General features: G+C 39.9%; 23 protein-coding genes. 5 read left to right on the top strand and 18 right to left on the bottom strand.

Annotated elements, in window-relative coordinates:
• Positions 1–12: 12 nt before the first annotated feature.
• Entirely contained in the window at positions 13–1,065 is a 1,053-nt protein-coding gene (gene cax, locus ACRPI0_RS06595; RefSeq protein WP_432355526.1) for a calcium/proton exchanger, read from the bottom strand.
• A gap of 202 nt (positions 1,066–1,267) precedes the next feature.
• Here cax and glnA point away from each other — a divergent pair, with 202 nt between their 5' ends.
• Positions 1,268–2,602: a type I glutamate--ammonia ligase gene (gene glnA / locus ACRPI0_RS06590; protein WP_432355525.1), complete on the top strand. Its 1,335-nt coding sequence runs from the start codon at positions 1,268–1,270 to the stop codon at positions 2,600–2,602.
• Positions 2,603–2,667: 65 nt separating this feature from the next.
• On the opposite strand, the gene ACRPI0_RS06585 is transcribed toward glnA, so the two are convergent.
• From ACRPI0_RS06585 to ACRPI0_RS06565, 5 genes are all read right to left on the bottom strand, one after another.
• The gene (locus ACRPI0_RS06585; protein WP_432355524.1) at positions 2,668–3,612 is read right to left on the bottom strand and encodes an ABC transporter ATP-binding protein; all 945 of its coding nucleotides are present in this window, start codon (positions 3,610–3,612) and stop codon (positions 2,668–2,670) included.
• Positions 3,612–4,673, bottom strand: coding sequence for an ABC transporter ATP-binding protein (locus tag ACRPI0_RS06580; protein WP_432355522.1), 1,062 nt, complete (start codon positions 4,671–4,673; stop codon positions 3,612–3,614). The genes ACRPI0_RS06585 and ACRPI0_RS06580 overlap by 1 nt, the downstream gene beginning before the upstream one ends.
• A gap of 15 nt (positions 4,674–4,688) precedes the next feature.
• Entirely contained in the window at positions 4,689–5,708 is a 1,020-nt protein-coding gene (opp3C, locus tag ACRPI0_RS06575; protein WP_432355521.1) for an oligopeptide ABC transporter permease, read from the bottom strand.
• The gene (opp3b, locus tag ACRPI0_RS06570; RefSeq protein ID WP_432355520.1) at positions 5,708–6,640 is read right to left on the bottom strand and encodes an oligopeptide ABC transporter permease; all 933 of its coding nucleotides are present in this window, start codon (positions 6,638–6,640) and stop codon (positions 5,708–5,710) included. Before opp3b ends, opp3C begins: the two co-directional genes overlap by 1 nt.
• Before the next feature lie 161 nt (positions 6,641–6,801).
• Positions 6,802–8,523, bottom strand: coding sequence for a peptide ABC transporter substrate-binding protein (locus ACRPI0_RS06565; protein WP_432355519.1), 1,722 nt, complete (start codon positions 8,521–8,523; stop codon positions 6,802–6,804).
• Positions 8,524–8,765: 242 nt separating this feature from the next.
• Here ACRPI0_RS06565 and ACRPI0_RS06560 point away from each other — a divergent pair, with 242 nt between their 5' ends.
• From ACRPI0_RS06560 to ACRPI0_RS06550, 3 genes are all read left to right on the top strand, one after another.
• Entirely contained in the window at positions 8,766–9,110 is a 345-nt protein-coding gene (locus ACRPI0_RS06560; RefSeq protein WP_432355518.1) for a DUF3899 domain-containing protein, read from the top strand.
• A gap of 99 nt (positions 9,111–9,209) precedes the next feature.
• Positions 9,210–9,731 (top strand): DUF948 domain-containing protein, encoded by a 522-nt coding sequence (locus ACRPI0_RS06555; protein WP_432355517.1) that lies wholly within the window; start codon positions 9,210–9,212, stop codon positions 9,729–9,731.
• A gap of 16 nt (positions 9,732–9,747) precedes the next feature.
• Positions 9,748–10,194: a DUF948 domain-containing protein gene (locus tag ACRPI0_RS06550; protein WP_432355516.1), complete on the top strand. Its 447-nt coding sequence runs from the start codon at positions 9,748–9,750 to the stop codon at positions 10,192–10,194.
• A 185-nt stretch (positions 10,195–10,379) separates the two neighbouring features.
• Here the strand turns inward: ACRPI0_RS06550 and ACRPI0_RS06545 are convergent, their stop codons facing one another.
• Complete coding sequence (locus ACRPI0_RS06545; protein WP_432355515.1) at positions 10,380–10,931, bottom strand: DUF948 domain-containing protein; 552 nt, start codon at positions 10,929–10,931, stop codon at positions 10,380–10,382.
• Between the two features lie 13 nt (positions 10,932–10,944).
• A complete protein-coding gene (locus tag ACRPI0_RS06540; protein WP_432355513.1) occupies positions 10,945–11,367 on the bottom strand; it encodes a DUF948 domain-containing protein in 423 nt (140 codons plus the stop codon).
• 143 nt (positions 11,368–11,510) lie between these two features.
• Here ACRPI0_RS06540 and ACRPI0_RS06535 point away from each other — a divergent pair, with 143 nt between their 5' ends.
• On the top strand, positions 11,511–11,852 hold the full coding sequence (locus tag ACRPI0_RS06535) for a CHY zinc finger protein (RefSeq protein WP_432355512.1): 342 nt from the start codon (positions 11,511–11,513) through the stop codon (positions 11,850–11,852).
• 3 nt (positions 11,853–11,855) lie between these two features.
• On the opposite strand, the gene ACRPI0_RS06530 is transcribed toward ACRPI0_RS06535, so the two are convergent.
• The 10 genes from ACRPI0_RS06530 to ACRPI0_RS06485 all read right to left on the bottom strand — a co-directional run bounded on the left by ACRPI0_RS06530 (position 11,856) and on the right by ACRPI0_RS06485 (position 23,354).
• Positions 11,856–13,451, bottom strand: coding sequence for an acyl-CoA synthetase (locus ACRPI0_RS06530; protein ID WP_432355511.1), 1,596 nt, complete (start codon positions 13,449–13,451; stop codon positions 11,856–11,858).
• Positions 13,452–13,552: 101 nt separating this feature from the next.
• Positions 13,553–13,912 carry a DUF3891 family protein gene (locus ACRPI0_RS06525; protein WP_432355509.1) on the bottom strand — a complete coding sequence of 120 codons (360 nt, stop codon included), beginning with the start codon at positions 13,910–13,912 and terminating at the stop codon, positions 13,553–13,555.
• 38 nt (positions 13,913–13,950) lie between these two features.
• Positions 13,951–14,319: a DUF3891 family protein gene (locus ACRPI0_RS06520; protein WP_432355508.1), complete on the bottom strand. Its 369-nt coding sequence runs from the start codon at positions 14,317–14,319 to the stop codon at positions 13,951–13,953.
• An 87-nt stretch (positions 14,320–14,406) separates the two neighbouring features.
• Positions 14,407–15,144: a LytR/AlgR family response regulator transcription factor gene (locus ACRPI0_RS06515; protein ID WP_432355507.1), complete on the bottom strand. Its 738-nt coding sequence runs from the start codon at positions 15,142–15,144 to the stop codon at positions 14,407–14,409.
• 21 nt (positions 15,145–15,165) lie between these two features.
• The gene (locus ACRPI0_RS06510; RefSeq protein WP_432355506.1) at positions 15,166–16,482 is read right to left on the bottom strand and encodes a sensor histidine kinase; all 1,317 of its coding nucleotides are present in this window, start codon (positions 16,480–16,482) and stop codon (positions 15,166–15,168) included.
• A 113-nt stretch (positions 16,483–16,595) separates the two neighbouring features.
• The gene (yfmH, locus tag ACRPI0_RS06505) at positions 16,596–17,879 is read right to left on the bottom strand and encodes an EF-P 5-aminopentanol modification-associated protein YfmH (protein ID WP_432355505.1); all 1,284 of its coding nucleotides are present in this window, start codon (positions 17,877–17,879) and stop codon (positions 16,596–16,598) included.
• On the bottom strand, positions 17,879–19,174 hold the full coding sequence (gene yfmF, locus ACRPI0_RS06500; RefSeq protein WP_432355504.1) for an EF-P 5-aminopentanol modification-associated protein YfmF: 1,296 nt from the start codon (positions 19,172–19,174) through the stop codon (positions 17,879–17,881). The genes yfmH and yfmF overlap by 1 nt, the downstream gene beginning before the upstream one ends.
• 81 nt (positions 19,175–19,255) lie before the next feature.
• A complete protein-coding gene (locus ACRPI0_RS06495) occupies positions 19,256–19,771 on the bottom strand; it encodes a hypothetical protein (RefSeq protein ID WP_432355503.1) in 516 nt (171 codons plus the stop codon).
• A 31-nt stretch (positions 19,772–19,802) separates the two neighbouring features.
• Positions 19,803–21,557 (bottom strand): ABC transporter ATP-binding protein, encoded by a 1,755-nt coding sequence (locus ACRPI0_RS06490; protein ID WP_432355502.1) that lies wholly within the window; start codon positions 21,555–21,557, stop codon positions 19,803–19,805.
• Between the two features lie 33 nt (positions 21,558–21,590).
• Positions 21,591–23,354, bottom strand: a complete 1,764-nt coding sequence (locus ACRPI0_RS06485) for an ABC transporter ATP-binding protein (protein WP_432355897.1) — start codon at positions 23,352–23,354, stop codon at positions 21,591–21,593.
• Positions 23,355–23,384 lie beyond the last annotated feature (30 nt).

Below are 23,384 nucleotides of genomic sequence, written 5' to 3'. Positions count from 1 at the left end.
CCGGTTTTTTTCCTACAATAAATAAAAACCGATTGCCATAATAATATACGCAGCGAACAGGATCATTCCTTCGAACCAGTTCGACTCCCCGTCGTTTGATAAGTTAATGACGAGTAATGTTGCTGCGACCATTGCGACCAATTCTTGAATTGTAAACACCAATGGCATTTGTTGTGGCATGAAAATTGAAATGAGCACAAGTGCAGGTGCAACGAACATGGCGACTTGGAGTGTCGAACCAACGGCAATCTCAACAGACACATTCATACGGTTTTTCATCGCCATCGTAACAGCGGAAACGTGCTCAGCTGCATTCCCTACTATTGCAACGATAATAATACCGATGAAAAGTTCAGACCATCCAAATTGCTCGCCCAATGTTTCAAATGTATGTACGAGGCGTTCCGACACAAATGCTACAGCCACTGTACTCAGTAGTAACACCCATATTGACTTCTTCTTCGTCCATTCAGGAATCTCTTCGTTCTCAACTTCTTCATCACCTGAAGCGAACACGCCGCGGTGTGTCACTAGCTTAAAGAATAGACCTGATAAATAAATTGCAATGAGTATGACTGAAATTCCAACACTTAAGTTGAATGTTGTCGTCTCATCCATTGACATAGAAAACACTTCTGGAATGATAAAAGCAACTATAATTGCAAAAATGAGCAATCCTGAGTTATACCGTACGTCTTGCAAACTGAATTTCTGTCTCTTAAACTTAACGCCACCAGCAAAAAAGGATAAGCCTAACACTAGAAGTAAGTTCCCTAAGACGGAACCTGTCAGTGAAGCTAGCACAATTCCAATCAAGCCAGCCTTCAATGTAAAAATGGAGATAATCAGTTCGACTGCATTCCCGAATGTGGCATTCAACAATCCGCCGATTCTTGGTCCACTTACAATTGCTAGACTTTCAGTAGCTCTTCCGATGAAGCCAGATAATCCGATAATCGTAATACAACTTAATATAAACATGACGATATCGGACCAATTTAAGAATGCACCAATAGCTACAATCGGCACACCTGCAAATACTACAATTGAAAACACACGATTCATTACTACCAGTCCCCCTACTTTACGACAATCAACGTACCCTATTATTCCCTTATTTATCAATTCATAAACTCTAAAATTGCTATAGCACTGAGAATTTCAATCTTCTTGAAAAAAATTCTTGTAATAGGGTGTAAAGTTGCGTATTATAAAAAATTATTATGCAACTTTAATAATAGTAACTTTATACAAAGGAAGTGGACTGATGAAGAATACAACAAAAGACGACATTCGAAAATATGTGGTGGAGGATAACGTGAATTTTGTACGTCTCCAATTTACTGATATTCTCGGAATGATTAAGAACGTTGAAATTCCCATCAGCCAGCTTGAAAAAGCGCTCGACAATAAAATGATGTTTGATGGATCTTCTATAGAAGGTTTTGTGCGTATCGAGGAATCTGATATGTATTTGATTCCTGATTTGAATACATGGATGGTATTTCCTTGGCCTTCAGGCTCTGGTAAAGTAGCAAGACTCATCTGTGATGTATCTTTAGCAAATGGTGAACCATTCCCTGGTGACCCTAGAGGAAACTTAAAACGAATTCTAACTGAAATGGAAGCAATGGGCTTTACTGATTTCAACTTAGGACCTGAACCCGAATTTTTTCTCTTTAAATTAGATGCAAATGGTGAACCCACAATGGAATTGAACGATCACGGCGATTACTTCGATTTTGCACCTCTTGACCTTGGTGAAAATTGCCGACGGGATATCGTGTTAGAACTTGAAGCGCTTGGCTTTGAAGTAGAAGCGTCTCACCACGAAGCAGCACCAGGACAACACGAAATCGATTTCAAGTATGCCGATGCCCTTACAGCATGTGACAATATCCAGACGTTCAAACTTGTTGTCAAAACGATTGCCCGTAAACACGGACTACATGCAACGTTCATGCCGAAGCCGATCTTCGGTGTAAATGGTTCGGGTATGCACTGTAACATCTCCTTATTCAAAGATGGAGACAATGCATTCTTCGATGAAAATGGGAACCGTAAGTTAAGTACGACTGCCTATCAGTTTATGGCGGGCGTATTAGATCATGCCGAAGGGTTCACAGCAATCACAAACCCGACAGTCAATTCCTATAAGCGTCTCGTTCCTGGATACGAAGCACCTTGCTACATTGCATGGTCTGCACAGAACAGAAGCCCGCTCATTCGAATTCCAGCATCTCGTGGACTTAGCACACGAATCGAAGTGCGCTCCGTTGACTCTGTAACTAACCCTTATTTAGCACTTGCTGTTATTTTGAAATCAGGACTTGATGGCATTCGTCGTGAACTAGACCCAGGAACTCCATGCGATCGTAATATTTATGAAATGAATGCAGCTGAACTAGAAAACGAAGGGATTGTCACACTTCCTACGGATCTGGATCATGCATTGCTTGCACTTGGTGAAGATATAGTCATTCAAGAGGCACTCGGTTCTCATATTTATGCAAACTTTAAAGAAGCGAAACAGCGTGAATGGGATAGTTATCGAATCACAGTTCACCCATGGGAAATTGATCGTTACATGAAAATGTATTAATAGAAAGTTTTACTCCATAACAAAACCGGACACTCTAGAACGTTCTAGAGTGTCCGGTTTTTAAATTAAATTTCTTTAGGGACATACTGCGCTTTCATTGTTTCAAATTCTTTATCTGAACAAAGTACAAAGTGTTCAGGAGCAATTTCACGGAATTCAACATGTTCGTTTGCACCGTAGTTATGATCTTTAGGATTATATGGTGTCCGAACGCGTGACCGTTCATAAATTGGATCCGGAAGTGGAATCGCTGATAGTAATGACTTCGTATATGCGTGCATAGGATTGCGATACAGTTCATCGGCTGGTGCCATTTCAACAAGTTTGCCAAAGTACATGACTCCAATACGATCAGAAATGTACTTTACCATGGACAAATCGTGTGCAATGAACAAATATGTCAATCCACGCTCTTCTTGTAACTCTCTCAACAAATTGACGACCTGCGCTTGAATCGATACGTCCAATGCGGAGATCGGCTCATCTGCGATGATGAACTCTGGATCTACTGCAAGTGCACGAGCGATTCCGATACGCTGACGTTGTCCACCAGAGAATTCGTGTGGATAGCGTTCTGCGTGTTCGCGGTTCAGACCAACCGTTTCGAGTAACTCGATGACACGTTCTTTACGTTCTTTTTTAGATTTAGCAAGACCGTGTACATCGATACCTTCTGCAATGATATCCATGACTTTCATACGTGGATTCAATGATGCATATGGATCTTGGAAAATCATTTGCATTTTACGGTTAAAATCTTTATTCGCAGCTTTTGACTTTTTGTCTTGGACATTAACGCCGTTAAAGAGTACTTCGCCATCCGTCGCATCATACAGACGGATGATAGTCCGTCCTGTTGTCGATTTCCCACAACCAGATTCTCCAACGAGTCCAAATGTCTCTCCACGATTAATGGAGAAACTAATATCATCGATTGCGCGGACTTCAGATGCTTTGCCTTCATTGAAATACTGCTTTAAATTTTTGACTTCGAGTAATACATCAGACATCACGCACGGCCTCCTGTCGCTTCATAGTATCTGCTTCCCGGGAATGTGCGCATCCGTTCAATAATTCCTGCAGGTGGTTCCACTTGCGGAGCTTGTGGATGCAGCAACCATGTCGCCGCAAAATGAGTTTCGCTCACTTGGAAGAATGGCGGTGGCTGCTCCATATCGATTTTCAGTGCATACTCACTACGAAGTGCAAATGCATCTCCCTTAGGAGGATTCAACAAATCAGGAGGAGTACCTGGAATCGCATACAACTTCTCTTCATTAACATCCATTGATGGCATTGAGCTCAATAAGCCCCATGTATATGGGTGTTGTGGATTGTAGAAGATTTCATCAACTGTACCGATTTCAACAATCACTCCACCATACATAACCGCAACTCGGTCAGCGACGTTCGCAACAACACCGAGGTCATGCGTGATGAAAATGATGGATGTATCAATCTTCTTTTGAATATCTTTCATTAGCTCAAGAATCTGGGCTTGAATTGTTACATCCAGTGCAGTTGTCGGCTCATCCGCAATTAGAATTTGTGGGTTACAAGCAAGCGCAGTCGCAATAACGATTCGTTGGCGTTGTCCACCTGAGAACTGGTGAGGATACATTTTATAGCGGTTTTCCGCATTTGGAATTCCAACCATGTTCAACAATTCAATTGCTACTTTACGAGCTTTCGATTTACTTACTTTTTGGTGCTTTAAAATTGGCTCCATAATCTGCTTACCGATCGTCATCGTTGGATTCAAGGAAGTCATTGGATCTTGAAAGATCATAGAAATATCTTTTCCGCGGATTTTCTGCATTTCCCGCTCAGGTAATTTCGTTAAGTCCTTACCATCAAACAAAATCTCTCCATTTTTAAACTCAGAACTTGATTCAGGTAGCAACCGCATGATGGATTTCGTCGTAACTGATTTACCAGAACCTGACTCTCCAACAATCGCAAGTGTCTCTCCCTTATTCAAATCGAAGTTCACACCACGAATCGCTTTCACTTCACCAGCAAACGTATGGAAGGAAAGCTCTAAATCTTTAACTTGTAATATTTTACTCATTTCGCTTTCCTCCTATCAGTCTTTCATTTTCGGATCGAGTGCATCCCGTAGTCCGTCACCAATTAAGTTAAAGGCAATCATCAAGATACTGATTACGATTGATGGGAATAGCAACACGTATGGTTGGAATTCCATTACTTTATAACCGTCATTGATAAGAGTACCTAGTGAAGCGGCAGGTGGCTGTAACCCAAGTCCGATAAAGCTTAGAAATGCTTCGAAGAAAATCGCATTCGGAATCGTGAACATCGTATTGATGACAATAATCCCCAAAACGTTCGGCATTAAGTGTTTAGAGATGATTTTAGAATCGTTTGTACCCAATGTGCGAGCTGCCAATACGAATTCTTGATTCTTATATTTGAGGATCTGAGCTCGTACAATACGAGACATCCCAATCCATCCGGTTATTGAAATCGCAATGATGATTGCCATTATACCTGGTTCCATGATCATAATCATCAAGATCACGACGATAAGCGTCGGTATACCAATGAGGATCTCGACGATACGTTGCATGATATCGTCCGTTCGGCCACCAAAGTAACCGGAAATCCCTCCATATATTACACCAATTACTAAGTCGATCATGGCTGCAACAAATGCAATTAGCAAGGAGATTTGTGTTCCTTCCCATAGGCGTGTAAATAAGTCACGTCCTAACCCATCTGTTCCGAACCAGTAATACTCATCTACTTTTTTGATGTCGTACAAGTTAACTTTATTACCGCCTAAGTTTCCAACACCATCCATGATGCCAAGTTTTTCAATTCCTTGCATTTTAGGTGGAAGGTTTGCATGTCTTAGGTTTTGTGTTGTACCGTCATGACCATTTAAATGTGGCCCGATCAGTGCCATGATAACGAGTAGAACAAGAACAACCATACTTACGATGGCTGCTTTGTTTTTACGTAGACGCAACCATGCATCTTGCCAAAAGCTTAAACTAGGTTTTTCAATTCGTTCAGCATGAGAGCTATCAATCTCAATTCTTTCAAACAGGTCTTGAGGCAGCTTTTCTAGATCTTTTTTCATTATGCTTTCCCTCCAGACAAGCGGATACGAGGGTCAATGACTCCATATAAAATATCCACGATGAAAATAACTACAATTAGGAACGCAGAGAAGAACAATGTCGTACCCATAATTGTTGCGAAATCGTTTACCATAATAGAAGAAACAAACTGCTGACCGATTCCAGGAATTGCAAATATTTGCTCTACTACAAGTGAACCTGTAACTAATCCAGCAGCTACTGGCCCTAAAACCGTAACAAGTGGAATCAGTGCATTTCTGAATGCGTGTTTGAAAGCAATTTCAAATCCATTCGCACCTTTTGCTTTAGCAAGTGTAATATAATCCGATCCCATGACTTCAATCATTTCAGTTCGGATGAATCGTGCTGCTAATGCAAGTGGTCCCATAGCTAAAGCGATTGAAGGAAGTACACTGGATTTCCATCCATCATTCCAAAGACCAACTGGCAGTAGGTGCCACTGTGATGCAACGTAATACTGAAGTAATGTTGCAAATACGAATGATGGAATCGAGATTCCTAGTATCGCAAAGAATGTACTTCCGTAATCCCAGAAAGTATTTTGTTTCAACGCGGCAAGCATACCAAGCAATATCCCGATAATCGTACCGAAGACCATGGCTTGAGCCCCGAGTATGAATGAGGGCTTAACGCGGGATGCAAGGAGATCATTTACGCTTTTGTTCTTAAAGGCAAATGAAGTTCCTAGATCACCTTTAGCCAAATTCTTCATGTAAATCGCGTATTGAACAGGTTTGGGTTTATCAATGCCGTACTTCTTCTCAACATTTAATTTTTGGGTCGCATTCAACTTGTTGTATGAAGCAATTGGTGACCCCGGTAATGTTTGCATTAAGAAAAATGTAGCAGTCGCAATGAGAAACATTGTTAAGAACATATAGATAATTCGTTTTCTGACATATTTAACCATGGTGCACCTCCAGATCTATGTACTGATTTATGTTAAACCAACATTATGGTTTCTTTTCAAAATGAAAGCACTTACAAAACATTCGCAAAATTCCTTGTTATTAAAAAGAGAGTATATGGTGACAAACCACCATATACTCCCATTATTCAACTGTCTAACGCTTACTCTTTACCTGAAATATAAGCCCACTTGAAGCTATAGTCAGCACCGAATGGGTGAGATACTAAACCTTTGAAGTAAGGTTTTTCAAGGAAGATCAATCCGCGTTGGTAAATCGGTGCGATCGCTGCGTCATCTTCAAGAAGAATTTTCTCAGCTTTTGCAAATGCTTCATAACGTTCTTCTGGCTTCAAAGCAAGTTCTGCTTTAGAATCAGCAATCAACTTGTCATATTCAGGGTTAGAATAAGACATTAAGTTGTTAGTACCGTCAGTAACGAACAAGTCAAGGAATGAAATTGGGTCTTGGAAGTCAGGGCCCCAACCAGAAACTTGAATGTCATAGTCTTGGTTACCGTCAAGCTCAAGGCGTACTGCAAATGGTACTTCTTTAAGTTTGATAGTCAAACCTTCAAGATTCGTTTCGAGTTGTGACTTGAAGTACTCGTCCATTTTCTTAGAAAGGTCAGTGTCTCCACCTAGGATTTCAAGCTCAAGAGAATCTACCTTAAGCTCTTCCAATCCTTTTTTCCAGAATTCTTTAGCTTCTTCAGCATTATAAACTAAGTGATCTCCACTGATGTCGCGGAAATCTTTTTTGTCTTCGTCAAACGCGAAGTCTTTTGGTACTAAGAAGTTTGCAGGAAGTGAACCGTTCGCAAGAACTACATCAGCAAGGTCTTCTTTTTGGAATGATGTTGCAATTGCACGACGAATGTTTTCGTTAGCAAGTGGTGTTTCTTTACCGCCTTTAAGTTGGTTGAACTTGAAGTAGAATACAGATGTTTCAGGCTGTACAACAGCTTCTGGATCTGTAGAATACTGCATTGCCAAGTCGCCAGAAACTCCAGCACGGTCTAGTTTACCATCGTTGTAAAGTTTAACAGCTGTTGCTGAATCTTGAACAACGTTTACATTAATTTGTGTAAGTTTTACGTTTTCTGCATCCCAATACTCTTCGTTCTTGTTATAAACCCAGCTTCCGCCAGTTCCATCCCAATCAGAAAGAGTGAATGGTCCGTTATATAGAAGGTTTTCTGAGTTAGTCGCATAAGCATCGCCTTTAGCAGTAACAAACTCTTCTTTTTGTGGGTAGAATGTTCCAAATGACATAAGTGAAAGGAAATATGGAACTGGACGCTCAAGCGTTACTTCCAAAGTCTTTTCGTCTTTCGCAACGATTCCTAGTTCTTTCTTATCCATAGTACCTTCACTGATTGCTGTTGCGTTTTTAACTGTACCAGACATCATGAATGGTCCGTATGGTGATCCAGTTGCAGGGTCAATTGCACGCTGCCAAGCAAATACGAAGTCAGCAGCAGTTACAGGTGATCCATCAGACCACTTAGAATCGCGAAGTTTGAACGTATAAGTAAGTCCATCTTCACTTTCTGTTGCTTCCTCAGAAGCCATTGCTGGTTCAGCAATGTTTTCTTGGTTCAAACGGTAAAGACCTTCGTTAACGTTGTTCAATACGTTAAATCCTACTGCATCCTCAACGATTGCAGAGTCAACTGAAGGAATTGCTGCAGATTCAGCTAAGTTCAAAATCTGCTCAGCATCTGGCTCTCCATCTTCTTTTGCAGGTGTTTCAGTTGCATTGTCATCCTTACCATCATCTTTTGTAGCGTCATCTTTTTTATCATCCGTACCGCCACATGCAGCAAGGAAAATACTTAGTACTAATGTCAGTGCCATTAGTAGCAACCATTTTGTGTTCTTCAAGGCATAGCCCCCTTTTTGTAATTGTCTGAAGAATTAACACTATTTCATTATACAATTAATTTCTCTGAAGTCAAAGCGTTTTTAAAAGAAATTTTACTAGACACAACCAATAGACGAATGTGAATTGCCACGGAATTGCGTCGGTAAGCGGTTTCTCGGTTGTATTTCCTTTGTTAAATTTGTAATAGTATTGTATTATACATAGTGAATATGAATAGGATTCAGAAAAAGAGGTTAGAATTTTGAAAAAAATTACACTGTTATTTTTAATTGGTCAATTTATTATTTTCATTCTATCTTTTGTTTCAAAAGATGGGATATCATTGCTGTCTTACATTAATAATTCGTTCTATATAGGCGGGTTGTTACTGTTAGTAGGAGGAATTGTCTACATCTTTCGTACAGGTTCGTTTGATTTTTTCACTAGTAGTATGAGAAAAGTATTGGCTACTAAAAATACCCGGGATGATTTGGACTCGATGCGCTCTCCTTCTGAAGTGTTTTCTACGAGTCCGAGAATCTTGTTCCTAACAGGTATTCCAATTTTAGTAATGATGTTCATCGCAATGGCTTTCTACTATAGTTGAACTTGCATGTCCTGAAGTGTTTATGCACAATGGAATAGTGGTACAACTAGGTATGTGGATTAAGTTGCAGACGACAGTCAGAATGGAGTGGGTTGTAGAATGGAAATTCTTTTGTACGTAAGTGCAGCTATTGCGGCACTATCACTTCTTCTCATCGCGATATTCGTCATTACGACATTAAAAAGCGCTAAGGCGACGATGAATGAAGTATCTGAAACCGTAACAAGTATACAAACAAAGCTGAATGGTATTACTGACCAAGCAAACGCATTACTATCGAACACCAACCGCATTACAGAAGATGTGGAACGGAAAATGCAATCATTGAATAGTGTTGCGAAGACAGCCGAAAAATTGGATGATTCGACTGTACATATGAATCAGTCATTTCAGTCACTGTCCGAACAAATCAGCAATCCTGATCCAAAGTATAAGGATCTAATGCAAAAAGCGAACACGATTACAGGGATTGCAGCAAGTATTTACTTCCGAGCTAAGCGTGAAAAAGCAAAACAAACTACGTATGAAACGGCAACAAAACAGAATCATCCAGGTTCACAAGATGTGGGATTGCTTCCTTATCCTCAAAAAAGGCTTCCGCAGCCGAAACAGAAAAACTAACTTAGAGGTGATGTAGATGGATTGGATGGGTATTGGTGTATTGATCATCGGAATCGCCTTTGCAGTATTAGTCGTGATTCTGATCAAGCCGCTTAAAAAACTTGGCGATGTGATGGAAAACTTGAAACAGACAACAGATAAGTTGCCTGCAGTCATGGATGATGTCACTGGTCAAGCACAACTCGTATTGAACACAAGTAATGAAACAATTGGGAATGTGAATCAGCAAGTAAGTGAAATCACTCCCCTTTTCCAGATTGTTGGTGAAACAGGTGAAGCTGCACGGTCCCTTACTCACTCAGCATTACAGAAATCGAACACACTAAAGAATACAACTGCAGATGCTGCAAACTTAACTCGTCGTGAAAGATATCAAGGTTTATATGGTTTCCTATCTTTCCTCTTCTATCTTCAACAGAACAAACAAGAAGTGAAGGCGCAAGCAGAAGTATTAAAAAAATAATGACACTAAGCCGGTGCCCTGCGCATCGGCTTTTTTCAGCCCTTTCTTATATGAAGTAGAAGCTAGCTGTTGTATTTTCTCTTTCAATTTGGTGTGAGGGAAATACACTTACAAATATACCACGCAGGCAAACTCAATTTAAATCCATACAAAAAACGCTGGCATCAGCCAACGTTTTTTTGTATTTATTGATCTGCCTTCACGTATTTACCTGACTTCGCAGCTGCTGCTGCTTCAGCTTTCATACGCTGGATATCGTTTGAACGCTGCTCCCCTTTACCAAGGAAAGTATCAGGTCGTGAATAACTTGATTTCTCTTTCATCGCTTTGCTTTTACGAATTGCAAAATACCCGAGGGCTGCAGTTCCATAAAGACCACCAATCGATTTGTTACGTGTGTTTTCATCCACTCCATCGACCTTGCGTTTTGTAGCATCTGTAACATTGTGTAAAGAAGATGTTAAATTGCGTGTCGTATTTCCAACATCCCCTACTACTTGGAACATTGGTGTAAGATTCCCTAATTTCACATTGACATCTGATAATGCATCATTAGAATGGCGTATCAGTTGTCCAGTTTCACCTAGCACTCCATCCAACTGATCAGGTAACTGGTCCAGCGTTTTATTCACACCGCCAAGCATTCCCGCTACCCCATTCAATACTCGCGCTATGTAAATCGCAAGGATCAGGAAGGCAACTCCTATTAAGAGTACTCCAATTCCAGCTAAACTCATCTTCATCCCTCCATCATTTCGTTACTTTTTCTGCTTTCTTCCACGTTGAGAACAAGCTGGTTACGAACTCTGCTACCTGAATCATACCTACAAAAGGTTTAGTGCCAGGCAAATCAGGTTGCTTCGCATATGATTCAACTAAACCATGTACACCTTCAGTTGCAGTATAAGCCGTGTCTCCAAGATTTTTTGCTGTTTCTACTACGCTGTTTAGCGCATCCAATTTAACTTGTACATCTGTCGTTGAAGTTTTTGCCTCAACAATTGTTAATTCCAATTCTTTAATGGAGACATCCAGCTTATCTTCCATTCGGTTCATCGTGTACCCCGTTGTAGTGAGTAAGCCGGAAATTCGTGCAAGTACAATACATAAATAGATTGCGAATATGGCAAACGATACGGCCAGTAAAAACACACCAATATGGACAAAAGTCATTCAGCAGTCCCTCCTTCCTACTTGTGTATACCACAAAACCTATTGTAGTATGCATCTTAATGACTTAAACAGGCGGATTTCACCTCTTTTTTGTCACTCAAACCATTTTACCGTAAACTTATGAAAAAAGGGATGTGGGTTTTTTGAATATTCATGGACAGACTGTTATTGGCGACAATGTGGACTTTGAAACTAGATGTTCACATTATCATAGCGAAATCGATCGTATCGCTATAAAATTCTACTGTTGTAATCAGTATTTCCCTTGTTATGAATGCCATACACAATACGGTTGTGGTCTTGCAAAACAATGGCCAATTAAACAATTCGACGTAAACGCTATTTTATGCGGCAGTTGCGGATATGAATTGACAATCCATGAATATTTAACATGTCAGTCCAGTTGTCCTTCGTGTGCTAACAATTTTAACCCTGGTTGTAGCTTACATACGCACCTTTACTTTCAAACAGAGCAAAGCTCATAAAACTCATGTAGTATTTCTAGATGCATACTCATCCCTGAGTGTACGTTTTAAAACTTTCCCACTTGGATTTTTAGGTAATTCACTAGCTAGCTCTACATGCTTTGGTATTTTAAATGATGACAATCTTTTTTTGCAAAATTCGATAACATCATCTTCTTGTATAGCCGAATCTGTTTTTGGCACGATAATCGCGGTCACAGCTTCAATCCAATACGAATCTGGAATACTAATGACTGCGACTTCGGACACGCCCGCCATTTCATAAATGACTTCCTCGACTTCTCTGCTTGAAACGTTGACTCCGCCCGTATTTATCATGTCTTTTTTTCGATCCACAATAGTTAAATACCCTTCTTCATCCATGACTCCTAAATCACCACTATGGAACCATCCTCCACGAAAAGCTTCAGCTGTTTTTTCAGCATCATGCAAATATCCTTTCATTGCATGTGGAGTTCTATGAACGATCTCCCCTAGTTCCCCTCGTGGAACTTCTTCGTCCAACTCATTCACAATTTTTGTCTGTACATTTAAACTAGGTAATCCTGCAGAACCCAGTTTTCTTAACTGGTCTTCTGGTTGCAACGCGGTAGCAAGAGGCGCGACTTCCGTTTGTCCATAAAAGTTCCATAAAGAAGCTCCAGGTAAACGCTTCTTTAGTTCTTTCAAGATCTCCATCGGCATAATTGCAGCACCATAATAACATTTTCTTAAAGAAGTCAGGTCTCGCTTATCAAAATCAGGATGACGTAGAAGTGCAATCCATACCGTAGGAGGACAGAACAGCACCGTAGCGCGTTCTTCTTCTATTGTTTGTAAAATCATCTCAGGCGAAGGATACTCCAATATTATCCCAGTCGAACCTAAGTAAACACTCGGACCTAGGAAGACATGTAACTGCGCACTATGATACAACGGAAGTGCGTGGATAACGATATCTTGATCACTCATTTTGCCATCGACAATGCAACTCACATACTCACTAATCAAGCTCTTATGGCTAAGCATTACGCCTTTAGGTCTCGATTCAGTACCACTCGTATAGAGTACATGTGCAACATCATCATCTCCAATTTGAATGTCAGGGGGAGTAGAGGGTTGTTCATTAGCTATAGCATGAATGGAAATCCATTTCTTATCGATGGCTATCTCGCTTTGTCCAATAATTATTTTGCTTTTTATTTTGTGTTGCCCCAAAGAACGATCTATCATTCCTGTGAATTCTTCTGATGCAAACACCGCCTGGACTCTAGCATGTTCGATGATAAAGCGGATTTCTTCCTCAGTAAGCATATAATTGATAGGAACCATCACGGAACCGATGCGAGCTAATGCAAAGTTAAGAACTACAAAATCCAAACTATTTCTAGACATGACGGTAACAAGGTCACCTTTTTCAATTCCGTTAGACAAAAGTCCGTTTGCAGTACGATTCACCAGCGTATTTAAATCCTCATACGAGATAGACTGTTTTTTAAATACGATTGCAACTTTCTTAGGGTATCGTTCACTTGTTCGAAGTAGTAAATCGCCCAATGTATTTCTTCGCACAGATTGTACATGATCGATGAGTTCTTTAGAATTTGATAGACTAGTCATAAACATCCTCCTCAATTATATATATCCATTATAATGATAATTCAGATAACTAGAGAATTCAAGAGGAGCAGATGCTAAATAAGCAATCTGCTCCTTTATTTTTATTTACTTTTAAATTCCAATCGAATCTTTTCGACCTCAGACTCACTATATGCGATTTGTAATCCCTGATCATAAATGGAATTCTTCTTTACGATACGCTGAGAATAGTTGACATGAAACGGTTCATCATAAGGAAAGCCTACCACAGTGATCGTATCATTACTGATGAATCGGATATCCATTCGATGATGTGGCAATCCATGTAATTGGCCAGGTGAAGGGATCCCATTCTTGAAAACTGAATGCTCTTCCGATTTCGAAACACCAGGTTCGTTAATACATAAGTACAACGAAAAGTTATCTCCAAGCTGCAAGAGTCCGCAATGTTGCCGGAACTTTTCTTCATAATAATTAGTCACACGTTTTTTCAACCGTTCACGACGAGCTTTTTCTTACTTCAGAAATTTTTAGCGTCGGGGTCTTCACTTTCCATTATGAATTGACAATAATGCTCACTGCATAACATCGCAGCATATGTATCTAACACTTCCAACTCTTCAATACCTTGTGTATAAAGCGCAAGCTTCGCTGGGAACCGAAAATCCGTAAAAATGTAGGGTTTCTGTTTTGCATCGTTCCAGAACGATTTCTTTTCAAACGGTGCCCAGCACCGATCGTGATGGTGAATAGCTAGCACCACAGATTGTCGTTTGTCTAAACCAGGGAAAAGTTCTTTCTTCCAATAACACATGATCTCTTCTGACAACTGACCATGATGATCTTGTTCAATCATTACAAACGTATCTTCTCGCTCTCGAGTAATCATCCAAGTACTCCTTTTCTTCTAGTTGCTATCCCCTACCCTGTAAAACATCATACAAAAAACACTTTTCAAAAGAAAAGTGCATGCACATCAGACTATTTGTATGCCTTGCGCTTCTAGCAAGATCTGTAATTCGCTATATTTGTTTCTACTTAAGGGGATTTGCTGCCCATTTGACAATTCAATAGTATGCGAACGTGCGCTAGGATCCGATTGTATAGAAACAATGTGATGCAGTGGCACAATGAAGGACTGATGAGCACGATAAAAACCATACATCTCAAACATCGATTCAATTTCTTTCATGGAATCCCCCGAGAGGAATGAATCATTGGTCGTCACAATTGACGTTTTACGTCCGCTCTTTTCGATAAATAAGATATCGGATACAGTGACAATTCGGATACCGCCGGTAACTTTCATACCGATTTTGTGATCAGGAATTGTGGTCCTCGCAGTGTCTTGAAAATAGGATTCCACAACTCGCATCGCTTTTTCCAGTCTAAAAAAGTTGATTGGTTTAATGAGGAAATCGAGTGGTCTGTAATCATAGCCGTCCAGTGCAAACCCCGCATGTCCTGTCACGAAGATGATTGCAATGTGTGGATAGACTGATTGAATGTGCCCTGCCAGTTCTAGTCCTGTAATATCACCAATCTCAATATCCAAAAACAGTAAATCAATTTTTTCATTCCGCAAGAAATCTAAAGCCGCTTTTCCACTATTCACGGTATGTACGAGCGAGATGAACGGAAAAGAAGTCAAATCAGTTATCAATAAATCAATTGCTTGCTGGTCATCATCGACAATCATTGTGCGAATTCCCATAATCCATCCCCCTCTATGGTCTCAATAGTTTTCTGTTTCTTCCGGTATTCGTACGTGTACGGTCAACCATCCTTCAACCATTTCTGGAAAGATGACTCCGAAATTGGAAGAAACAATTTTCTCTACACCTGCAAGCCCAATCCCTTCATGGGAGGCCTTCGTCGTGTAACCCGATTCAAACATACTCATGATTCGTTCCTCACTTGCAGATGTACGATTGGCAACTCGAATTACATAATGGCGCTTTTCCTTCGTAATTTCCACACGAAGTATGCGATCCGCAACAGGCATGGATTCGAGTTCTTCCATCGCATTTTGAATAAGATTCCCCAAGACTTTGTTTACATCATAGACCGAGACTGGAATTCTACGTAAATCGTCAAAAATAGAATACTGAATTTCAATGTTTTTCTGCTTGGCCAATTCACTTTGAGTATTCAACAAGGCACTCATAGCAGGATGTGCGAGAGGCAACAATTCATTCACTTCTTGAACTTGCTGAACCACTTCACCGATATACGTACGTGCATCCTCATACTCCTCTTTCTTCAGCAGACCATAAATTGACGTCAAATGGAAATTGAAATCATGGCGTTGGGAGCGAATGACAGTAAAAAAGGAAAGCATGTCTTGCTGATATTGCTGATCTAAATAGAATTTTTCTTGTTCCAATTTTTGCCGAAGTGAAGTTTTTAAGTAATACACTAAAATTGTTAGAAGGACCAATGACCAACCTGTTATGAAAAGACGATAAGCGGGGGTGAAAACTTCACGGTCGTAGTACGTATATTGAAAAAAGATACCCATTACAAGAAGCAAAATTGCACTAACAAATAAAGTAGACCGATGCATGAATTTTGCTTTATCAGTTGTTCCGAATCCCTTGAAGACTTCGGCAGGTATCAAAATCGGTTTCAAGCGTACAACCCATAAAATAACTAATAAATTATTCAAGAGAATGAATAATTCCATCAAAAACATGATGAAAGAATCCGCATCTAACTTAGCCTGTGAAATTGCTAGTTCAAATAGATTTCGTTCAGTCATATGGACAATCGTAATCTGATAAGTCCACCCTAGCAAACAAGAAAAAAATGCTTGAAGGAGCGGAATCCGTGCAAACCATACTAGCGCTGGTAGTAGAAGTACATACACGATGCCTGAATCAAGTGTCCCACTCGTAAAAAATTGGATCGCTTCAAAACACACTACTGATCCGATAACAGAACAAATTCCCTTTATGAATGAGTTGAACGGATGAATTCCTACCGCGGATAATCCTAATAAAAGTCCTGCATAAACTGTAGTTGCTAAAAATAGTCCTGAAAGAATACCCATGTATACCTCACCTTGTTAACGTGTATTGTTCGAATTATACCATACAGAAACGAGTTGGCGAAATTGTGCAAATTAAAAAAACTCTCCCCCCTCAGGGAAAAAGAGTTTTTGAGTTATTCAGGCATGATAGTGCAAACCGTTAAACGGTCTTCCTCGATCCATGAAGCGAGGAACATTTTCCAATCATTGAGTGTCAGTTGTTGAATTGATGGAATTGTTTCAAAGTAAGATAACCCACGATTACGATTCCAAATCATACCTTGTGCATTATTTTCAATGGAATTCATACGTCGCAAGGTTTTACCAATTGTTCGCTTTTTCAAGCGCTCGAACTGCTGTTCTTCGAGTTCAAATGTAGATAAGGAATTCAACTGCTTCTTAATCTGTTTAGCAAGTTGTTCAGGGTGAGCAGAATTACTGCCGACCATTGAAAACCCGAAGGTTTTATCAATCACGGAGGTAAAAACAAATGATGAATCGATTAGCTCCGAATCAGCAAGTTCTTGGTAGAACGCACCGCTCCTACTATAAAAGTAATCAAGTGTCATATTCGTTAATAGTTTACGGATCCCAAGTTCTTTTGCTGGAATTTCGCCGACATACTCCTTAATTCCAATCATCACCTTTGGAACACTTACATTCATGTGAAGGGTATGTTGTGATTTGCAGGCTTCTTTCTGTTCGTTCGGATATACACGAGTAAATGGACCGATTTCAGGGAACTTTTTTAACTCCTGATTGTTGCGGATTGCCGTCATCATTTCCTCTGTATCAAAATTCCCTGAAACAGCAAGTGTCATATTCGTTGGATGATAGAATGTCTCATAAGCCGTTAGTAATTGTTCTTTCGTCATATCATTAATCGAGTCAAGTGTACCCAGTACTTCGTTTCGAACAGGATGTTTTGCAAACAAAGATTCTTGTACAGCTAAGGAGATACGTTGATCAGGTATGTCAGCATACATTTGATACTCTTGACTAATAATCCCTTTTTCTTTATTTACAGTTTCATCTGTCAGAAAAGGATCTTGCACAAAATTCAACAGTAGTTCTACATTTTCAACTTCGTTGCCAACCGTCGTGAAATAATAAGAGGTTTCAGAGTCGTTTGTATACGCATTCACATCAGAACCAAGCTTACCAAATTCCGTGTATACATCATGATCACCTTTATCAAAAAGCTTATGCTCCAAATAATGAGCGGTTCCTGATGGAATGTGAACAGCTTCCGTTTCATTATAAGGAATGAATTCTAAATCTGCTCCTCCGAAATCCGTGGTGAAAATGCCGAATGTTTTGCTTAGCGTCTTTTTAGGGATTAAAATAACATTTAATCCGTTAGGCAATTGTTCAGTAAAAACTACTTCATCAATTGTTGTGAAATCTAACTTCTCCATTATTCTTCCCCCTTACTCGTTAAGAAGAACGTCGTATCACGCTCTACCTTACTCGTAGCTCTTTGAATATCATCACGAGTTATTGATTTAAACTTTTCTATCATGTCTTGTGGTGTTTTAGAAGTGCCCGTTAAGATTTTCTGATATTCTGTAGAAATAATTCCACCGATGCCATCCAACGCCTGCTGATAGCTACCGATCATCATGGCTTTAGTATCTTCAAGAACTTCATCGGAGAATGTACCGGCCTTTAAAACCGCCACCTGTTCGTCGATAATTTTAATCGTCTTTTCATAATCTTTTGGAGCGATTCCGCAGAAGATGATCATCTTATCACTGTATAAATCTAAATCCGCACCAACGTAGTAGGCTAGACTATGCTGTTCCCGAACAGTTGTAAACAGCAGGGAGCCTGCATGTCCACCAAGAATCATACTTCCAATCATAAGTGCTTCAAAATCCGCGTCCGTAAAGATAGTTTGAGTCCGATATCCGATATGCAATTTAGCTTGCTGGATTTCATCCGTCTCACGAATAGTTGTAGCTCTCTCTACTAATTTCACTTCACTCGGTAATGCTGCGCCTTCGCTTAAACGTTTTTCACTTCCAACCGGTACCCCGGACAGAACGGTTCCAATAAGTTCTCTTGTCTCTTCAGGATTAATATCACCAGCAACGAATACGTCAATTCTAGCTGTTTCCAAGAGCATTTTGTATGTTGCATAAAGTCCAAACTCTGAAATCGAATCAATGTCTTCTAAATAACCACTTGGGTGAATTGAATACAGTTCTCCGATTGCCATCTCGTCTATCAAACGCTCTCCTGCATAAGACGTTTTATCATCTTTACTAGCCTTGAGATTTTTCCGGAGCTTCTCTTTTTCTTGTGCAACTGTCTCTTTGTCGAATCCATCTTGAATTATTTTCGGATTAAACAACAACTCGTTCAAAAAATCAAAAATGTTTTCCTCAAGACTATTTTCGTTTTCAATAAACCGTTCGTTCGCAAATTCTATTTGAACCGTCAGAATATGACAGTTTCCTGAGACGGTTTGATACAGTTGAAGGGATGCTCCATATAAGTCATCTAGCTCATCCTGCACAGCAGAAGCTGTTGGAAAACGCTTAGTACCCGCCCTTAAAACTCCTGGAAGTATGTTCCTCTCGGTAATCGTAGCGCGATCTACTAACGTTTGAAGTTTCAATTCTACAGTTACTGTTTTGAAATTTTTGTTTTCTATTACATGAACGTTCAAATTATTAATGGTAGTATCTGCTGATTTAAGTAAGTCCATCTTTGTTCCACCCTCTCTATTTTTCTTTAATAAATCTTAGGAATGGTCTGATTACCCGTACTATGCCTGAGAATAACTCATTTATTCAGGATTAAAATCCTTGACCATCACGTCATACACTTTATCGTGATCTGGATGTCCATCAGCAATGAAGTATAGGAAATCATCTTTTGCTTCCATTGGAATTTGTCCCGATTGTCCATCAAATTCCATAGTGACTTCGCCTTTTTCTTTTGCTGATTTCAAGTTTTCACTTTCTGACTCCATCATGTAAACTTGGAAAGGAAGCATATCTTCACCATTTATGACAACACTCATTACTTGTGTTGTACCATTGATATCAGCATATCCAGTTGTTTTCTCGCCCACTTCTAGCCCCTTAGCTTTAAGCAGTTCGATAATTTTATCGAACTTAGGATCTGTCGGATCTACGCCTTCGGAACTAGCTTCCCCGTCACCTTCAGTTGCACCAGATTCTGTGACCTCAGTCTCCGGTTTTGCAGTATTGTCTTTTGAAGTGTCATCTCCACACGCTGCTAATGCTCCTGCAACAATCATCATCATGAACACTAAAAATGCTTTTTTCATTTTTTCCATATTAAGCACCCCTTTTATTAGTTTTATTCAATTAAGTGACTGACAACATTTGGTTCTTTTCGTTTTGAATCTCAATTAAGTTTCCATACAATTCATTCGTTTTCATCAATTCTACATGTGTTCCAGATGCTTCAATGCGGCCATTGTTGACAACAATAATATGATCCATTTGTTTCATCGTTCGTAAATTATGACTAATCAGGGCGGTTGTTCTTCCCTTCATAAGCAATCTAAGTGCGCGATTGATATCATGTTCACTTTGGGCATCTAGACTTGCCATAGCCTCATCTAACAGCAAATATTCAGGATCCATGACGAACGCACGTGCTATTGCGATTCGCTGACGTTGACCACCAGAGAGTTTCGTCCCAAATTCCCCGACATCTTTATCAAGCCCTTCCGGGAATTCTTTAATGAATTCCTCTGCTGATGCATGTCTAGCTGCAAGCCAAACAATTTCGTCATCGACTTGTTCATGAATTCCATAAAGAATATTTTCCCGGATAGTACCGGATAGCAACGGAGCATTTTGTGACACATAGGCAATACCTGCTCGCCATTCATCCAAATGAACTTTGTCTGCGGGCGTAGTACCGATAAGTACACGGCCGACATTTGGTTCATACAATCGTTCTAGCATGCCAAAGATGGTAGACTTCCCACCCCCACTTGGACCAACAATTGCTGTTAGTTTTCCTTTTGGAATGGTTAGATTGACATTATTCAAGGCAAGCCTTTGGTCATAGCTGAACGAAACATTCTCCAGCGTCAAGTCTGCATTTGGTTGTGTAGCTTTCTCTTTGAACGTATACGTCCTTTCAAGCTGTTCTTCACCTGCTTCTTGAATTTTTGCAATTTCTTCAGAAGCACCTTTAGCTTGTTTCACCGTTTGCCAGAACAATCCATACTTCAACACATTATTGTGTATAAACTGTACATACAAGTAGAATGAAATAACTTGACTGACTTTCATGTCACCTTTGGAAACCAAATATCCACCGTAGACAAGAACCGTACCTACTACAATTGCTTGCACGCTTTGCATAAGAGGCTCAGCGAATAGGTCAACAAAAGCACGTTTCTTATCCGCTGTGTATTGGTTTTCAATGACTCTGCTCGATTTTTCGAATTCAAAGTCTTCCTTGCCAAATGTTTTGATAAGTCTAATTTTTGGGAGACGTTCTGCGAAAAATGCGGTCATATTTGACAATTGACTTTGCACGCCATGTTGAGTTCTTTGTGTAAAGTGTCCAACAACGATTGATACAATGATAATGTAGGGAATGACCGGTAACAAAGCAAGTGTCAATTTGACATTCATGCCGTACATGATGACAAACGAACCAACCAAACTATAGGTTGTGTTGAACAGACTAGTGAAATCTGAAATACCTCTATCGATATATGCAGGATCTAGTGTTACACGACTTATCATATTCAATGACTTATTATCCCGATATTCTTTCATTGGCAATCGAATTAACTTCGGCCAGATAACTCGCTGGATATTCCTTTTCGTAATTGGGCTAGTCAAGAAAACAAAAAGGGATGAAATAGTTACAAGAACCACACTAGCAATATTCATGTATACATATTTCCAAACAATTGCCTTATCAAAAATGTTCCCTTCCATAATCTGTTGAATGACAAGAGGCATACTAAGCAAGAGTGTTGTCGTTCCTAAAGAAGTAACTATTTGGAAAAAGTAGAGATGCCAAGGCAGTTTGGCTGTTCGAATTAGATGGAAGAATTCTCCCCAAGAGCTTCTGCGTTTAAGATCATTCATTGCTGATTCCCCCGTTCTTTCTACAAACAGTCATCAGCCCTCAGTTGTATTATTTAAAAACTCAACAAACTGTCTATAAAGTTCACTTTCTTTTAGTACTTCTTCATGTGAACCTGTTGTTTCCACTTTACCTTCATTCAATAGAATTATTTGGTCTGCATTCCGTATGATAGAAAGGTCGTGAGCAACAACGACAGCTGTTCTGCCTTCCATCAAGACATTCATAGCTGCCTGTACCGCTTTTTCAGACTGGACATCTAGACTTGCCATTGCTTCGTCTAGCAATAAGAAATCTGAGTTCCTTAAAAATGCTCGAGCAATCGCAACACGCTGACGTTGTCCCCCAGATAGGCTGGAGCCCCTTTCACCTACAGGAGCATCGAATTTTTCTGGTTGTTCGTTTATGAAACCTAATATATTGGCATTTTCTGCAGCTTGTATGAGCTCAGATTCAGTTACCTCTCGGTCAAGTCCATAAACAATATTCTCGCGGATTGATCCAGCAAATAAGGGACTATCTTGTGCCACATAGCTGAAGAGACCACGCCAGCTATCTAAGTGGAATTTCTCGACCGGAGTACCACCAAACAGGATCTGCCCATCATTTGGATGATACAGTTGTTGGAGTAAGGATAATATGGTGGACTTTCCACCTCCACTTGGCCCAACAATAGCTGTCACTTGACCATACGGTATTGTAAATGAAACATCTTCAAGAACGAGCTTGTCACCATATGCAAACGTCAGATGATCAAATTCCAGATCTAGCTGGTTGTTATGGACTTCCAGTTCACGATGGTATTGTTCTAGATCATTTTCAACAAGATGAGCAATTCTAGATGTCGCTCCCTGGCTTTGTTTAATTTGCGTATACATAATACCAAAGGTTTCCAACATCCCAAAATACATACCGACGTACATGAAGAATGCAATCCATATTTGAAGGGTGATAGTTCCTTGAGTCACCAAGTAAATTCCAAATATTATGACAAATAACTCCATAACTAGATTCAAGATACTAGTTAATGGCGTATTCACCCAGGCAGTCAAAGAGCGTTTCATATTCGCTTTATAATACAACTGAATATTGTCTCTTCCTCTATTGGTTTCCTTCTTTTCATTCGCAAATGATTTGATTAGCGGAATACTTACGAGCAATTCCGAAAGAAACTGAGTCAAACCGGCAAGTCGATTCTGCGTATATTTATGTGTTCGATAATTCCATTTTCCATAAAAGATAATAGCGATCACATAAACCGGTGAATACACCAGTAACCCAGCACTTAAGCGCCAATCATATCCATACAGAACTTTGGCAATGTATACTGTCCCGTAAACCATACCGACTAGCGCAGGTAAAAGACCGGAAATGACTGCACTGATTTGAGTAGTATCGTTAACGGTACGGCTTACCATTTCGTTCGGTTTTACGGAGTCATAGAGTTTAATCGGCGAACGCATCAGACGATTCCAGATTAGTTTCCGATAGCGAATGTCAATTTTATACGATGTAATTTTTGCAATGTATCTAATTATTCCAGAAAACAGGACCCGTACAACAATCACAACGACAACGCCTGTAATAACTGTGGATGTAATTACTCCCGTTGCAACTTGAGCTGTATATGCTGGCAGTAACAAACCTAATGTTATATCTGCAATATTGAGAGCCGTAAGAAGTCCCAACCAGAACCATGGAAGTTTGGTTTTAAAAAGGAGTCGTATATACGATCTCCACATGCCATTCTCCTGCTGGCGCCGGATATCCCGCTTCACACTCTTTTGAGTTGCCGTCACCAAGATGGTTCACTCCCCCTCTCTTAAACT

Origin of the sequence: Sporosarcina sp. A2 (genome assembly GCF_050858885.1) — a bacterium.
GTDB lineage: Bacteria > Bacillota > Bacilli > Bacillales_A > Planococcaceae > Sporosarcina.
Note: the sequence above shows the minus strand (reverse complement) of the source record. Positions and strands in the feature narration are given on the sequence as shown.

Bases quoted from the DNA above. Each gene is read 5' to 3' on its own strand.
- ACRPI0_RS06530 (WP_432355511.1), bottom strand. From the start codon at position 13,451: ATGACTAGTCTATCAAATTCTAAAGAACTCATCGATCATGTACAATCT.
- ACRPI0_RS06550 (WP_432355516.1), top strand. From the start codon at position 9,748: ATGGATTGGATGGGTATTGGTGTATTGATCATCGGAATCGCCTTTGCA.
- ACRPI0_RS06515 (WP_432355507.1), bottom strand. From the start codon at position 15,144: ATGGGAATTCGCACAATGATTGTCGATGATGACCAGCAAGCAATTGAT.
- yfmH (WP_432355505.1), bottom strand. From the start codon at position 17,879: ATGGAGAAGTTAGATTTCACAACAATTGATGAAGTAGTTTTTACTGAA.
- opp3C (WP_432355521.1), bottom strand. From the start codon at position 5,708: ATGAAAAAAGATCTAGAAAAGCTGCCTCAAGACCTGTTTGAAAGAATT.
- ACRPI0_RS06540 (WP_432355513.1), bottom strand. From the start codon at position 11,367: ATGACTTTTGTCCATATTGGTGTGTTTTTACTGGCCGTATCGTTTGCC.
- ACRPI0_RS06585 (WP_432355524.1), bottom strand. From the start codon at position 3,612: ATGTCTGATGTATTACTCGAAGTCAAAAATTTAAAGCAGTATTTCAAT.
- opp3b (WP_432355520.1), bottom strand. From the start codon at position 6,640: ATGGTTAAATATGTCAGAAAACGAATTATCTATATGTTCTTAACAATG.
- ACRPI0_RS06545 (WP_432355515.1), bottom strand. From the start codon at position 10,931: ATGAGTTTAGCTGGAATTGGAGTACTCTTAATAGGAGTTGCCTTCCTG.
- ACRPI0_RS06490 (WP_432355502.1), bottom strand. From the start codon at position 21,557: ATGAATGATCTTAAACGCAGAAGCTCTTGGGGAGAATTCTTCCATCTA.
- ACRPI0_RS06555 (WP_432355517.1), top strand. From the start codon at position 9,210: ATGGAAATTCTTTTGTACGTAAGTGCAGCTATTGCGGCACTATCACTT.
- yfmF (WP_432355504.1), bottom strand. From the start codon at position 19,174: ATGGACTTACTTAAATCAGCAGATACTACCATTAATAATTTGAACGTT.
- ACRPI0_RS06495 (WP_432355503.1), bottom strand. From the start codon at position 19,771: ATGGAAAAAATGAAAAAAGCATTTTTAGTGTTCATGATGATGATTGTT.
- cax (WP_432355526.1), bottom strand. From the start codon at position 1,065: ATGAATCGTGTGTTTTCAATTGTAGTATTTGCAGGTGTGCCGATTGTA.
- ACRPI0_RS06580 (WP_432355522.1), bottom strand. From the start codon at position 4,673: ATGAGTAAAATATTACAAGTTAAAGATTTAGAGCTTTCCTTCCATACG.
- ACRPI0_RS06510 (WP_432355506.1), bottom strand. From the start codon at position 16,482: ATGGGTATTCTTTCAGGACTATTTTTAGCAACTACAGTTTATGCAGGA.
- ACRPI0_RS06520 (WP_432355508.1), bottom strand. From the start codon at position 14,319: ATGATTACTCGAGAGCGAGAAGATACGTTTGTAATGATTGAACAAGAT.
- glnA (WP_432355525.1), top strand. From the start codon at position 1,268: ATGAAGAATACAACAAAAGACGACATTCGAAAATATGTGGTGGAGGAT.